This window comes from Mesorhizobium qingshengii (assembly GCF_900103325.1).
Lineage (GTDB): Bacteria > Pseudomonadota > Alphaproteobacteria > Rhizobiales > Rhizobiaceae > Mesorhizobium > Mesorhizobium qingshengii.
The window spans coordinates 35,876-49,589 of the sequence record NZ_FMXM01000021.1 but is presented as its reverse complement, the minus strand read 5'-3'; the positions used below and the strand labels follow the sequence as shown (position 1 = coordinate 49,589).

General features: G+C 63.9%; 16 protein-coding genes. 7 read left to right on the top strand and 9 right to left on the bottom strand.

The features are described 5' to 3' along the window. The first annotated feature begins 2 nt into the window (after positions 1 to 2). The 6 genes from fdhD to BLS48_RS26635 all read left to right on the top strand — a co-directional run bounded on the left by fdhD (position 3) and on the right by BLS48_RS26635 (position 4,192). Positions 3 to 833 carry a formate dehydrogenase accessory sulfurtransferase FdhD gene (fdhD, locus tag BLS48_RS26660; RefSeq protein ID WP_091584402.1) on the top strand — a complete coding sequence of 277 codons (831 nt, stop codon included), beginning with the start codon at positions 3 to 5 and terminating at the stop codon, positions 831 to 833. After that, positions 823 to 1,134: a formate dehydrogenase subunit delta gene (locus BLS48_RS26655; RefSeq protein WP_091584399.1), complete on the top strand. Its 312-nt coding sequence runs from the start codon at positions 823 to 825 to the stop codon at positions 1,132 to 1,134. Before fdhD ends, BLS48_RS26655 begins: the two co-directional genes overlap by 11 nt. A 113-nt stretch (positions 1,135 to 1,247) precedes the next feature. Beyond that, entirely contained in the window at positions 1,248 to 2,801 is a 1,554-nt protein-coding gene (locus tag BLS48_RS26650) for an alpha/beta fold hydrolase (protein ID WP_091584587.1), read from the top strand. Positions 2,802 to 2,911: 110 nt separating this feature from the next. Further along, a complete protein-coding gene (locus tag BLS48_RS26645; RefSeq protein ID WP_091584585.1) occupies positions 2,912 to 3,391 on the top strand; it encodes a carboxymuconolactone decarboxylase family protein in 480 nt (159 codons plus the stop codon). 83 nt (positions 3,392 to 3,474) lie between these two features. Continuing rightward, a complete protein-coding gene (locus tag BLS48_RS26640) occupies positions 3,475 to 3,837 on the top strand; it encodes a nuclear transport factor 2 family protein (RefSeq protein ID WP_091584397.1) in 363 nt (120 codons plus the stop codon). A gap of 40 nt (positions 3,838 to 3,877) precedes the next feature. Then, a complete protein-coding gene (locus tag BLS48_RS26635; RefSeq protein WP_091584394.1) occupies positions 3,878 to 4,192 on the top strand; it encodes a hypothetical protein in 315 nt (104 codons plus the stop codon). A 52-nt stretch (positions 4,193 to 4,244) separates the two neighbouring features. Here the strand turns inward: BLS48_RS26635 and BLS48_RS26630 are convergent, their stop codons facing one another. The 9 genes from BLS48_RS26630 to BLS48_RS26590 form a co-directional block, all read right to left on the bottom strand. Further along, on the bottom strand, positions 4,245 to 4,730 hold the full coding sequence (locus BLS48_RS26630) for an ester cyclase (protein ID WP_091584391.1): 486 nt from the start codon (positions 4,728 to 4,730) through the stop codon (positions 4,245 to 4,247). A 45-nt stretch (positions 4,731 to 4,775) separates the two neighbouring features. Further along, a complete protein-coding gene (locus BLS48_RS26625; RefSeq protein WP_091584388.1) occupies positions 4,776 to 6,203 on the bottom strand; it encodes a gamma-aminobutyraldehyde dehydrogenase in 1,428 nt (475 codons plus the stop codon). 29 nt (positions 6,204 to 6,232) lie between these two features. Further along, a complete protein-coding gene (locus BLS48_RS26620) occupies positions 6,233 to 7,048 on the bottom strand; it encodes an ABC transporter permease (RefSeq protein WP_091584386.1) in 816 nt (271 codons plus the stop codon). Next, positions 7,038 to 7,988: an ABC transporter permease gene (locus BLS48_RS26615; RefSeq protein WP_208604675.1), complete on the bottom strand. Its 951-nt coding sequence runs from the start codon at positions 7,986 to 7,988 to the stop codon at positions 7,038 to 7,040. The genes BLS48_RS26620 and BLS48_RS26615 overlap by 11 nt, the downstream gene beginning before the upstream one ends. Positions 7,989 to 8,002: 14 nt before the next feature. Continuing rightward, complete coding sequence (locus BLS48_RS26610) at positions 8,003 to 9,001, bottom strand: ABC transporter ATP-binding protein (protein ID WP_091584380.1); 999 nt, start codon at positions 8,999 to 9,001, stop codon at positions 8,003 to 8,005. 190 nt (positions 9,002 to 9,191) lie between these two features. Further along, a complete protein-coding gene (locus tag BLS48_RS26605) occupies positions 9,192 to 10,346 on the bottom strand; it encodes an ABC transporter substrate-binding protein (RefSeq protein WP_091584583.1) in 1,155 nt (384 codons plus the stop codon). Between the two features lie 205 nt (positions 10,347 to 10,551). After that, positions 10,552 to 11,478 carry a LysR family transcriptional regulator gene (locus BLS48_RS26600; protein WP_091584377.1) on the bottom strand — a complete coding sequence of 309 codons (927 nt, stop codon included), beginning with the start codon at positions 11,476 to 11,478 and terminating at the stop codon, positions 10,552 to 10,554. Positions 11,479 to 11,552: 74 nt separating this feature from the next. Beyond that, positions 11,553 to 12,152, bottom strand: coding sequence for a DedA family protein (locus tag BLS48_RS26595; protein ID WP_091584374.1), 600 nt, complete (start codon positions 12,150 to 12,152; stop codon positions 11,553 to 11,555). Next, positions 12,149 to 12,748 (bottom strand): class I SAM-dependent methyltransferase, encoded by a 600-nt coding sequence (locus BLS48_RS26590; RefSeq protein WP_091584581.1) that lies wholly within the window; start codon positions 12,746 to 12,748, stop codon positions 12,149 to 12,151. Before BLS48_RS26590 ends, BLS48_RS26595 begins: the two co-directional genes overlap by 4 nt. A gap of 289 nt (positions 12,749 to 13,037) precedes the next feature. On the opposite strand from BLS48_RS26590, the gene BLS48_RS26585 reads away from it, so the two are divergent. Then, positions 13,038 to 13,712, top strand: coding sequence for a response regulator transcription factor (locus BLS48_RS26585; RefSeq protein ID WP_091584371.1), 675 nt, complete (start codon positions 13,038 to 13,040; stop codon positions 13,710 to 13,712). Positions 13,713 to 13,714: the final 2 nt, after the last annotated feature.

Here is a 13,714-nt window from a genome sequence, read left to right as displayed (position 1 = left end):
TCTTGAGCGCGCGCCGCAAAGCCACGACGCAGGTATCGCGGTTGGCGCGCCGCGCCAGCGGCACCGCGACGGCCAACCGCATGGTGCCCGAGGAGACGCCGGTGGCGTTTTCCTTTGCCGGCACCACCCATGCGGTGATGATGGCAAGCCCGGCCGATTTCGAGGATTTCGCGCTCGGCTTCTCGCTGACCGAAGGCATCATTGCCGACCCGCAAGAAATCGAAGCCATCGAGGTCGAGGATCTCGGCGAGGGCATCGACATCCAGATCCGGCTGAAGGATCAGGCCAACACGCGCTTCGAGGCCCGACGCCGGCGGCTCGCCGGGCCGGTCGGCTGCGGGCTGTGCGGCATCGAATCGATCGAGGAAGCGATGCGCTCGGTCGATGCGGTTGGTGCGTCAAAGCTTACGCTTGGGGCCGACGATATCGTCCGCTCGGTCAAGCTCCTGTCGAAGGTGCAGCCGCTTCACACCGAGACCGGGGCCGTTCACGCCGCCGGTTTTTACGTTCCGGGCAAAGGCATCGTCATGGCGCGCGAGGATGTCGGCCGCCACAATGCGCTCGACAAGCTGGCCGGAGCGCTGGCCAGGGCCGGCATCGACGGCGCTTCCGGTGCCGTCGTGGTGACCAGTCGTGTCTCGGTCGAGATGGTGCAGAAGACGGCGGCGATCGGCGCCGCCTTCATCATCGCGGTCTCCGCGCCGACCGCCCTTGCCATCCGCACCGCGGAGGAAGCCGGCATGACGCTGGTGGCGCTGGTGCGTGGCGATGATTTCGATATTTTCACCCACCCCGACCGGGTGGCTTCCGGAGTTGCCAAGCATGTCGCATGACGAAGAACACATCATGAGCACCAGCGAGAAGCTGGTGCGAATGGCAAACCAGATCGCCGATTTTTTCCATTCCAAACCGCGCGAGGAAGGGATCGCGGGCGTTGCCGAGCATATCAACAAGTTCTGGGAGCCGAGGATGCGGCGGCAGCTGTTCGAGATGCTGGAGGGCGGCACCGAGAACTTCAACGAGTTGGTGGTGGCCGCCTCCGCCAAGATCAAGCGGCCGATCACGCCGGCCGAGGCAGACCTCAAACTCGGGCTCAAGCCCTTCCCGGCCGACGTCGCCGCCTCGCAAAAATAGCCACCGGGCCGCGCCGGCTTATATTCCCTGCCGCTAAAGTTTAAGCTGCCGCAATCGGCACTGTTCTGCTATGGTTGACGATCAGAAATCGTCAGGCCGGGGCGGAAAATCTGGTGAGGCCGATCGAGACCCGATACGCCCTTAGCGGCGACGTGCGGATCGCTTACCAGGTGGTAGGCCAGGGGTCGTTCGATCTCGTCTTCGTGCCGGGCTTCATTTCCAATCTCGACCTGCACTGGGAAGACGAAGGCTACAGCCGGCTCTTGAAGCGGCTTTCGGCGTTCTCGCGGCTGATCCTGTTCGACAAGCGCGGCACGGGTCTTTCCGACCGTGTCGACGCGCACCACCTGCCCAGTCTCGAAACGCGCATGGACGATGTGCGCGCGGTGATGGACGCCGCAGGCAGCGGCCGCGCGGCACTGCTTGGCGCCTCCGAAGGCGCGCCGATGGCGATGCTGTTCGCCGCCACCTATCCGGAACGGACGCGGGCGCTGGCACTCTATGGCGGCTATGCGCATTTCCACAAATGGGTGATGCCACCAGAGCGCCTCGAGGCGTTCATCGAGACGGCCGAGACAGCCTGGGGCACCGGCGCCACTTTGCCGAATTTCGCGCCAGGTCGGGTCGATGACGCGCATTTCGCCCAGTGGTGGGCGCGTTTCGAACGGTTGTCGGCGAGCCCGACGGCAGCGGCCGCGCTGGCGCGTATGAACGCGGAAATCGACGTGCGTGACGTGCTGGCGGCAATCAGCGCGCCAACGCTTTTGATCCATCGCCGCAACGATGTGCGGGTCGACCCCGACGCCAGCCGTTATCTGGCGAGAAAGATCCCAAACGCCAAGTTGGTCGAAGTGCCCGGGCGTGACCATCCGATCTGGACCGGCGACGTGGACCGGGTGGCCGACATTATCGAGGAGTTTCTGACCGGCGAACGCGCCGTGACCGAGGTGGACCGCGTTCTGGCCGCGCTTTTGGTGACGCGCATCTACGATACGGCGCGGATGGGCGACCGCATGTGGGGCGAACGCAGCCAGCGCTTCCAGGAAATCTGGCGCCAGCAGGTCGGGCGCCATGGCGGCCGCCTGGCAGGCACGCAGGGCGAGATGATGATGTCGCGCTTCGACGGACCGGCGCGTGCCATACGCTGCGCGGCGGCGCTGCGCGAGGCGGCGCAAGGCATCGGCGTGGCCAGTGCGCAAGGTGCGCATGTCGGCGAGATCGAACTGCGTGGGCCGCCGGTGGGGCTGACGGCGCGAGTGACGATGCAGCTTGCCTCGCATGCCGGCCGTGGCGATATCCTCGCCTCGCGACTGATCGCCGATCTGGCCGTCGGCTCTGGCCTGCATTTCGCTGATGCCGGAAGGATCACGCTGGACGACCTGGACGAGCCGCTGGCACTGGTCCATGCGATGTCCGAGCAGCATCTGGAGCCCGACTGCCGCGCCAGGACCCGAACGACCGAACCGGCCGTGCTGACGGCACGCGAAAGCGAGGTGGTGGGCCTGATTGCCGACGGCAAGAGCAATGCCGCGATTGCCGCCGAGCTCAGGCTGAGCGAACACACGGTCAAGCGCCACGTCGCCAACATACTGCTCAAGCTCGATCTGCCATCGCGAGCGGCGGCGGCGGCATTTTCCGTCAGGCACACTGGCCCGGACGGGCCATGAGAGCCATGGCGCTTTCGGGCGAAGCGGCCATGCCAACGTAAGCGCTATCAATTTCTCCCATGCAGGCTAGGCGGGTGTCGCCGGGAAAGGCGCTGCGAACGGAGGATGAAATGCTGAAGTCAAAGCTGAATATCAGATCACTTGTGATAGCGGCAGGCGTTGGCGCGCTGTTCGCCATCACTCCCGCAAAGGCCGAGGATGCATCGGCAACGGCCGCCTACAAGGACATCCAGGCGACGCTCGGCTCGGTGCCGGACATGTTCAAGACCTTGCCTGACGTCGCCATCGCCGGCGCCTGGGCCGAGATCAAAGGGGTGCAGCTCAACCCGAACACGGCGCTCGACGGCAAGACCAAGGAGCTGATGGGCCTCGCGGTCGCGTCGCAGATTCCTTGCCAGTACTGCATCTATTTCCACACCGAGGCGGCCAAGCTCAACGGTGCGAGCGACGAGGAGATCAAAGAGGCGATCGCGATGGCGGCGATCGTGCGCCACTGGTCGACGATTCTCAACGGCAGCCAGGTCGATCTCGCGACGTTCAAGAAGCAGACCGACGACGTGTTCGCTGCAGTCAAGGCAAAGTCGCAGTGAAAATCCCTGCCCGGCGATGAGCGCCGGACAGCACTCCTGATTATCAACCGCCCGATCGCGAAGACGGGCACATGGAGGATAAAATGCTGACCAAGACACAGGCCGTGGACGGCGCGGCGATCAAGAAGGCAATCGAAGGCCGTGACGGAAAACTCCTGTCGAGCTTCTATACCGACGACGCGCTGGTGCGGGTGATCGACCGCAACAACCCACCGAGCAAGCCGCGCGAAATCCGCGGGCGCGCAGCGATCAGCACGTTCTGGGACGACATCTGCAGCCGTGCGATGACCCACAAGGTCGATACCACGATCGCCGATGGCGACAGCCTGGCCTTCACCCAGGCCTGCGCCTACCCGGACGGCACGAAAGTGTTCGCCGCGGCGATGCTGGAGCTGAAGAACGGGCGGATCGCACGGCAGACCGTCGTGCAGGCCTGGGACGAGTAGATCAATCGCGGGCTCAACCGCAATCTCGGAGGAAACCAACATGTTCAGCGCCAGATGGCAGATCGACGCCAAGTTCGGGCACAAGCAGACCGTGCTTGACCTGTTGAAGAAATGGGAACGTGAGATCGGCTCGCAGGTCGGCATCGCCGACCTGAAGTTCCAGATCATGACCGGATCGATCGGCGCGCGGGAGGCGACAGTCGAGTCGCATCACCAGGTCGAGAATCTGGCCCAGTTGGAGGCGGTCTTCGCCAAGATCGGCAAGATCGACGCCCACGCCAAATGGGGCAAGGAGATGGAGCCCTATGTCGTGTCGGGCACCAGCATGTGGAATATCTATCGCATTGTGGAGTAGTGGCTGACGCCCTTCTCCCCGGCAACGGGGAGAAGGGAAGCAGGCGGCGCTGCTACATCAGGCCAAGCTGCTTGTAGAAGCCGAGCGCGTCGTAATAGTCGCTCTGGGTCGCGATCTTGCCGTCCTTGACCGAGAACATCGAGGCGCCGGTGAAGGAGAACTTCTTGCCGGTGGCGGCGGTGCCGTCGGCCCAGGCGCCGGTATTGGTGCCGGAAAACTCCCATTCGAACGAGACGCGATCGCCCTCCACGACGGGCGCACCCTTCATCGTCCAGACGGCATCTGGAACGGCCTTGAGGAAATTGTCGATGACGCCGGTCTTGGCGGCCTCCTTGCCCTTGACCGGTTTGCCGACCGAGGCGTCGTAATAGGTGACGTCGTCGGCGAAGTAGCCGGCGGCCTTGGCCGAGTCATGCGCATTCCAGGCGGCGAGATAGGCTTCGACCACCGATTGCGCAGTCTCGGCGGCTAAAGACGGCGCCGTGGCGAAAAGCGTCGCGGCGATGGCTGCGGTTGTCAGAAACTGGCGGCGATGCATGGTTATTTCCTCCCTGGTTGAATGCTTGTATTGCGCGTTCAAGCGCTAGCCGTGGGCTACCATCACATGCCGCACGGCGGTGTAGTCCTCCAGCGCATAGAGCGACATGTCCTTGCCGTAGCCTGATTGCTTCAATCCGCCATGCGGCATCTCGTTGGTCAGCATGAAATGGGTGTTGATCCAGGTGCAGCCATATTGCAGGCGGGCGGCCGTCGCCATGGCGCGTGATACGTCCTTGGTCCACACGGATGACGCCAGGCCGTAGTCGCTGTCATTGGCCCAGTTCACCGCTTCATCGACTTCCGTGAAACGCGTGATCGAGACGACCGGCCCGAACACTTCGCGGCGCACGATCTCGTCCTCCTGCAGCGCTCCTGCAACGACGGTCGGCTGGTAGTAGAAACCGGAGCCCTCGCCCGGCTTGCCGCCGGTGGTGATCTCGATGTGCTTCAGTTCAGAGGCGCGCTCGACGAAGCTCGAGACGCGGTCGCGCTGGCGGCGCGAGATCAGCGGTCCGATCTCGTTTTCCGTGTCGTCCGGACGATTGTACTTGATGGTCGAGACGGCCGACGAGAGGTCGGCGACGAGCTTGTCGTAGATTTTCTTGCCGGCATAGATGCGGCAGGCGGCGGTGCAGTCCTGGCCGGCATTGTAGTAGCCGAAGGCGCGCAGCCCGTTGACCACCGCACCGAGGTCGGCATCGTCGAAGACGATGACCGGCGCCTTGCCGCCAAGTTCGAGATGGGTGCGCTTGACCGACTTGGCCGCGGCCTGCAGCACCTTCTTGCCGGTGGCGACGTCACCGGTGATCGAGATCATGTTGACCTTGGGATGGTTGATCAGCGTGTTGCCGACGCTGTCGCCACGGCCGAGCACGACATTGACGACGCCTTCGGGCAGGATTTCGGCAAGGATCTTCGCCAGCTTGAGCGAAGTCAGCGGCGTCTGTTCCGACGGCTTGAAGACGACGGTGTTGCCGCCGGCGATCGCCGGCGCCAGCTTCCAGGCCATCATCATCAAAGGATAGTTCCACGGCGCGATCGAGGCGACGATGCCGATGGCGTCCCGGCGCACCATCGAGGTGTGGCCGGGAATGTATTCGCCTGCAACGACGCCCGGCATCGAGCGGACGGCGCCGGCAAAGAAGCGGTAGCAATCTACGATCGCCGGGATCTCGTCGTTGAGCACGGCATTGATCGGCTTGCCGCAGTTGAGCGCCTCGAGCGTAGCGAACTCCTTGGCATCGGCCTCGATGCGGTCGGCGATCTTCAGGAGATAGCCGGAGCGCTGAGCCGGCGTGGTGCGCGACCAGGTGACGAACGCCTTCTCGGCCGCGAACACCGCCGCCTCGATCTGCGCCTGGCTGGCTTCGGGCAGGTTGAGGATCGTCGCTCCGGTCTTCGGATTGAGGATCGGCTCCTCGGTTTCGGTACCCTTCTCGAATTTCGAGCCGATCAGCATCTGGGTATCCATGGAAGTCTCTCCCTTGGGAACTCTTGAAATCATTTGCCCGAACCGGCGATCTGGTCGCCGTCGCGGGTCAGGTAATAGGCGGCGAGGATGGGCAGCAGCGTCACCAGCACGACGACCATGGCCACGACATTGGTGACCGGGCGCTGGCGCGGCCGGATCAGTTCCTCCAGCATCCAGATCGGCAGCGTCTGCTGCTGGCCGGCGGTGAAGGTGGTGACGATGACCTCGTCGAACGACAGAGCAAAGGCCAGCATGCCACCGGCAAGCAAAGCGGTGGCAATGTTGGGCAGCACGACATGGCGGAAGGTCTGGAAGCCGTCGGCGCCAAGATCCATCGACGCTTCGATCATCGAACCGGAAGTGCGGCGGAAGCGGGCGACGGCATTGTTGTAGACAACGACGACGCAGAAGGTGGCGTGGCCGAGCACGATCGTCCAGAACGAGAACGGAATGTCGGCCAGCGAAAACGCCGAGCGCAGCGCGATGCCGGTGATGATACCGGGCAAGGCGATCGGCAGGATGACCAGCAGCGAGATGGTTTCGCGGCCGAAGAATTTTGTCCTGGAAACCGCCGCCGAACAGAGCGTGCCGAGGATCAGCGCGATCGCCGTCGAGATGGCCGCGACCCTGACCGACAGCGACAGCGCCTGCCAGACATCGGGGCGGTTCCAGGTGACGGCGAACCATTGCGTGGTCAGGCCGGGCGGCGGCCAGACGAAGCTCTTCTCCTCCGTCGTGAAGGCGTAGACGAAGATCAGCAGGAGCGGCAGGTGCAGGAACAGCAGGCCGCAAGCGGCGGCGACCTTCAGGCTGAGCGGAGCGGATTGACCACGATCAGAGCGCATCGAAGGCCCCCATGCGCTTGGCGCCCCAGAGATAGAAGCCCATGATGACGATCGGCACGACCGTGAAGGCGGCGGCGAGCGGGATGTTGCCGGCGGTGCCTTGCTGCGAGTAGACGGCCTGGCCGATGAACAGCCGCGAGGTGCCTATGATCTGAGGGATGATGTAGTCGCCGAGCGTCAGCGAAAAGGTGAAGATCGAGCCGGCGACGATGCCCGGCAGCGCCAGCGGGAACAGCACGTTGCGGAAGGTCTGGCCGGGCGAGGCGCCGAGATCGGACGAGGCCTCGACCAGATTGCCCGGCACACGCTCGAGGGCCGCCTGCACCGGCAGGATCATGAACGGCAGCCAGACATAGACGAAGACGATGAAGGTGCCCGTGAACGACACCGACAGCGAGTTGCCGCCGACGACCGGCAGCGACAGCCAGGCGTCAATCAGCCATTGCAGATGCAACTTGCCGAACAGCCAGGTGAGGATGCCTTCCTTGGCCAGGATCAGCTTCCAGGCGTAGATCTTGACCAGGTAGCTCGACCACAGCGGCAGCATGATGCCGAGATAAAACAGCGCCTTCCAGCGGCCGCGCGCATAGCGCGCCGCATAATAGGCAATCGGGAAAGCGATAATAGCCGAGGCCAGCGTGACCAGAGCCGCCATCGTCACCGTGCGCAGGATGATGTCGAGATTGGCCGCCTGCAACAGGTCGCCATAGGTTTTCAAGGTGAATTGGCGGTTGATCAGGCCGGAATACTCGTCGATCGAGAAAAAGCTCTGCGCCAGCAGCGCGAACAGCGAGCCGATATAGACGATGCCGAGCCACAGCACCGGCGGCAGCAGCATGAGCAACAGCAGGACTTTTGGCTTGCGCCAGAAAAGATCCGAGAGCGCGCCGCGCAGGCCGCCGCTGCCTGGCAGGATGGCGGGCGCCGAGGCGCGCGGCATGGCGGCGTCGAGGCTCATGCCGGCTCGTCCATCAGATGCAAGTGCTCGCGGTTGAAGGTGAGCACGACCGCTTCGCCTTCCACCGGCAAGGCCGTGCCGGCCGGCACGATGGCGTGCAGTCGCAGCCCGTCGGCGTCGAGCGCCAGCTTTGTCGTGGCGCCGAGATAGTTGGTCGAGACGAGGCGAGCGGAAACGCCTTCGCCGCTCGCCGCGCGACCGACACGAATGGATTCAGGGCGCAGACTGCCCCAGCGATGCTGGCCGGAATAGAGCTGGACGAAATCCGGCGGCAGCACGTTGGAGGAGCCGACGAAATCGGCAACGAAACGGGTCTTCGGCCGCTGGTAGATGTCCTCGGGCGTGCCGATCTGCATGATCTTGCCGTCGTTGAAGACGGCGACGCGGTCGGCCATCGACAGCGCCTCGCCCTGGTCGTGGGTGACGAAGACGAAGGTGATGCCGAGCGCCTTCTGCAGCGACTTCAGCTCCTCCTGCATGTTCTCACGCAGCTTGAGGTCAAGCGCGCCAAGCGGCTCGTCGAGCAACAGCACCTTGGGCTGATTGACCAGCGCGCGGGCGAGCGCGACGCGCTGGCGCTGGCCGCCGGAAAGCTGGCCGGGGCGGCGGGCGCCATAGCCGGGCAGCCGCACCAGCGACAGCGCTTCCTCTGCCGCCTTGTGCCGTTCCGGCTTGCCGACGCCCTTGACCATCAGCCCGTAGGCGACGTTGTCGAGCACGTTGAGATGCGGGAACAGCGCATAGTCCTGGAACACGGTGTTGACGTTGCGGCGATAGGGCGGCACGCCCTCGGCGCGTTCGCCGAAGATCGAGATCGAGCCCGAGGTCGGCTGCTCGAAGCCGGCGATGAGGCGCAGGCAGGTGGTCTTGCCGGAACCCGAAGGCCCGAGCATGGCGAAGAATTCCCCGGGCACGATGTCGAGATCTACCGCGTCGACAGCGCGAACGCTGCCGAAATGGCGCGAGACTTTCTGGAAGGAAACGGCAGATGTCATGGGTTGTCCTGATCTGTCAGGCTCGTCAAGTTCGGGCGCTGTGCTGCCCCTCATCCGCCTTCCGGCACCTTCTCCCCGTATAGTGACGGAGAGAAGGGACTTGGCGGAAACGCTGGCGACCCCCTCTCCCCGTTCTTCACGGGGAGAGGGTAAGGGTGAGGGGCAGCACTATGCTCTCAGCGAAGCGGAATCACCGCCCGCCGATGACGCCGATATAGTCCGACACCCAGCGATAGTAGGGCACGCACTGATCGTTCTGGGTGGCGCATTTCGACACCGGCGTCTTCCAGAACTTGATCTTTTCGAAATTGTCGTAGCCGTTGGTCTTGCAGCCTTCGTCGGTCAACAGCTCGTTGCCCTTGCAGGCCGCGGGCACCACCGGCAGCGAACCGAACCAGGCCGAGACATCGCCCTGCACCTTCGGCGACAGCGAGTGCTCGAGCCACATATAGGCGCAGTTGGGATTGGCCGAATCGGCTTCCATCATGGTTGTGTCGGCCCAGCCGGTGACGCCTTCTTCCGGCACGGTCGAGGCGACTGGCTTCTTGGCGGCGACCAGCGCGTTGACCTGATACGGCCACGATCCCGAGGCGACGACACCCTCGTTCTGGAAATCATCGACCTGGATGGCGGCGTCGTGCCAGTAGCGGCCGACCAGAGTGCGCTGGACGCGCAGCAGCTCGAGTGCCGCCTTGTACTGGTCCTCATTCAGTTCATAAGGGTCCTTGATGCCGAGTTCCGGCTTGTGGAACATCAGGTAATTGGCGGCATCCGCAATGTGGATCGGCCCGTCATAGGCCTGGACGCGGCCCTTGTTGGACTTTCCGTCCGGCAGCTTCATTTCCTCGAAGACGACGTTCCAGCTCTTGGGCGCTTCCTTGAACACCTCGGTGTTGTACATCAGGATGTTCGGGCCCCACTGATAGGGAACGCCGTAGTGAACGCCGCCCACGGTGAACCATGGGGCGTCCTTCAGCCGGTCGTCGACCGTCTTCCAGCTCGGGATGAGATCGGTGTTGATCGGCTGGACGCGCTTGCCGGCGACGAGGCGCAGCGAGGCATCACCTGAAGCGGTGACGAGGTCGAAGCCGCCCTCGTTCATCAGCGAGACCATCTCGTCGGAGGTGTTGGCGGTTTTGACGTTGACCTTGCAGCCGGTCTCCTTCTCGAAGGACGTCACCCAGTCATAGCCCTTGTCGGTCTCGCCGCGCTCGATATAGCCCGGCCAGGCCACGATGTTGACCTGGCCTTCGCCCTTGCCAAGTTCCTTGACCTGGGCGACGGCCTGACTCGAGAAGGTCAGCGCGACCGTCAAAGCAGTGCATGACTTCAGGAATGAATTCATCATCGATCTCCCATTTTGACGCCTGACCCCGAAAGCCGGTTTCGGTCTTCGCTAGGGGGCACGCGCGGACTGAAAAAGTGTCAGTTCTTCCTTCGGACGCATGTCGCTCTGGTGGCGGCTTTGGTCCCTGAACCGAAAAGTGCTTTGAAAACTCCGGTTTCGCAAATTCATTTATCAGAAAGGCGATATCGGTTTTTCCGATATATCAGCGACCAATCTTGTCGGGCCGCTGGCGGACCATACGCTGCGACTGGGCAAGGCCGATGAAATCGCGCGCCGCCTGCGGCAGGCCGGAGCCGCGCCGCCAGACCATGCCGACCTGGACCACTGGCAAGGAGCCGGAAATGTCGCGCGATTCAATGCGGTCGCCTTCCAGTGACCATGGCCGGTAGACAAGATCGGGCAGCAGCGCCACCCCGGCGCCGGTGGCAACCAGGCTGCGCACGGCTTCCACGGAACGCGTGCGGAAGGCGACATGCGGCTTGGCGCCGATCGCCGTCAGCAGCTTGCCGGTGTTCTCCTCGATCTCGTCGACGGTCAGCATGATCAGCGGCTCGGAGGCGATGTCGCCAATGCCGATAATGTCGGCGCCGGCCAGCGGGTGGCCGAGCGGCAGCCACAGCCGGTAGGCCGAGACCTCGAGGATTTCCGACTGCAGCGCGGTGCGGTCGCGCAGGTTCGAGGTGACCATGACGGCTATGTCGAGCTTGCCGCCGATCAACAGATGTTCGAGGTAGTCGCCATTGTCCTCGATGGCCGAGACCTCGACGCCCGGATAGGCGCGGCGGTAGCGGGCAAGCAAATCCGACAGCACATAACCGGCGACCAGCGAGGTGACGCCAAGTTGCAGCCGGCCGCCGGAAGCGGCCTGTTCACTAGAAAAAGAGCGGCGCGCGTCGGACACGTCGGCCAGGATCTTCGTCGCATGGCGCAGGAACTGGTGCCCCTTATGGGTGATGTTGAGGCCGCGCGGATGGCGTTCGAACAGTTCGACGCCGAGATCGCTTTCCAGCTCCTTGATCGCTTCGGTGACCGACGATTGCGAGATGGAGAGGTTCTGCGCGGCACCCGACACCGTGCCCTGCTCGGCGACGGCGATGAAGAACTGCAGCTGGCGGATGGTGAAAGCCATGGCCCGACTAAACACCGGCGCGGAAGGGAAGGAAAGCCGACGCAGAGCTTATCCCATGGCTGGAGAGCTGGCGTTCAGCCGAGCGCCAGCCTGATGCGCCGACGGCATGCAAGCATGAATGCCGTCTCCAGAGCCACGACAATGACAATGATGCGCAAGCCCACCGTGAGCGAATCCCGGCCGCTGCCACGCAACAGGTAGCCAGTGGTGAGAAAACCAGCATTCCACAGCGTGGCGCCGAGCAGCGTCGCGGCCGCGAAGGGCAGAGCGGGGAGACAGAGCGCGCCGGCCGCGATCGGCAGGTAATTGCGCACTGTCGGTATGAACTGCGCCAGCAACGAGACCCGGACGTGATTAAGGCGATAGGCGTGGCCGAGCTTGCGGTAGGTCGCATGGCGCAGGAAGACGTATCCGCCGAAACGTTCGACCAGCCTGTCGGCCCGGTCAAACCCTATCCGGCGGCCCACCGCGTACCAGACAAGACAGCCGGTGGAGGAGGCGAGCGTCGTCACCAGCAGCAGGATCGCCAGCGTCGCGGCATCGGGGGCTGCCGTCATGCCAAGGAACAGCAACAGCACGTGCGACGGCGGCACCGGCAGGATCTTTTCGGTGAAGGCGAGGCAGAAGACGCCGAACAGACCGAAGCCGAGAATGGCCGACAGCGGCCCGGTCATGCGAAGCGCCAATCATAGGAGTTTACCGTCTTGATCCTGGCGATGCGATAGACCGTTGCCGGCGGAAAATTGCGAAAGGTATGGCCGATCCGCGTGACCTCGAGATCGAGCCGATCGAGCAGCGATTGGTCGAACGGGCAGCGGCGGCCAAGCGTGAACTGATAGAGCGCGCCACCCGGGCGCAGATTTACGAAAACGCCTTCGAGAATGGCGAGCGTCTTGCGCGGCGAGATCAGGCGGAAGGGCAGCCCGCTGACGGCGGCACCGACAACCGGCCCCTGGAACAGCGACAGATGACGCAAACCGACTGCATCCATTTCGAAGATCCGGGCGGCGGGAAAACGCCGCTTGAGCAGCGCGGCGAAATCCGGATCGGATTCGATCAGCGTCAGATCCTCCTCCCGCACCCCGCGCGCCAGCAGCGCCCGTGTGAACGGGCCGGTTCCCGGGCCAAGCTCCAGCACGGGACCTGTCCCGGGACCGACGTCGCGCGTCATCAAGGCCGCCAGACTGGCGCTGGACGGCGTGACGGAGCCGATCCTGAACGGCGCCACGGTCCACGCCACGAGAAAAGACAGAGCATCATTTACAGGCATAACAACCTCAATCCCGAACAGCGGCACGCCAGACAGTTTGGCGCGGCCACTTGATTTCGCTTCAACGTCGGACCCGAACCTGTTGCATATTCGAGCCCGACGCCTTTGATGCCGGCATGGGCGGTTCGTGCCGACCGGCGCTGTTTGCCGCGACTGGATTGCATGGACATTGCGCAATATCGCGGACGCAAAGAAAGCGCTTGTCGACCTCGGGCCGTTCGGCTTTGCCATGCTCGCGCAATGTTGGCGCGGTAGCGCCCGAAGCCATGTCGTTACCTGAGGATAATGGATGCGTATCTTGCTGGTCGAAGACGAGCCCGAGATGGTCTCGGCGCTGCGTGCCGCGCTGAAGCGCCACGACATGGTGGTCGATCACGCCGGCACATTGCTGGAGGCGGAGGGCTTCATTGCCGTCGACGGTTACGACGCCATCCTGCTCGACCGCCAGTTGCCGGATGGCGACGGGCTGTCGCTGGTGCCGATGTTGCGCTCGGCAAAGAACACCACGCCCGTGCTGGTCCTGACGGCGAGGGGCGACACATCGGACAAGGTCGATGGGCTGGACATGGGCGCGGACGACTATCTGGCAAAGCCGTTCGCCTTCCAGGAACTGCTGGCCCGGTTGCGCGCGCTGCTGCGGCGCCCAGTGCCGATGCAGTCGCAATTCATCCGAGCCGGCCATCTGGTTCTGGATGTCGGACATCGCGAGGCTGCGATCCGCGGCGAGCCGCTCAGCCTGCCGCGGCGCGAACTGCTGGTGCTGGAGGCGCTGATGCGGCGGACCGGCCGCATGGTGCAGCGCGAGGCGCTGATGGAGGCGGTGTTCGGCCTCGACGACGAGATCCAGTCCAACGCGCTCGACACCCATGTCTCGCGCCTGCGCCGCAAGCTCGCCGACGCGAACAGCGGCGTGACGATCAACGGCATTCGCGGCGTCGGCTATCTCTTGCGTGAGACGGCATGAGC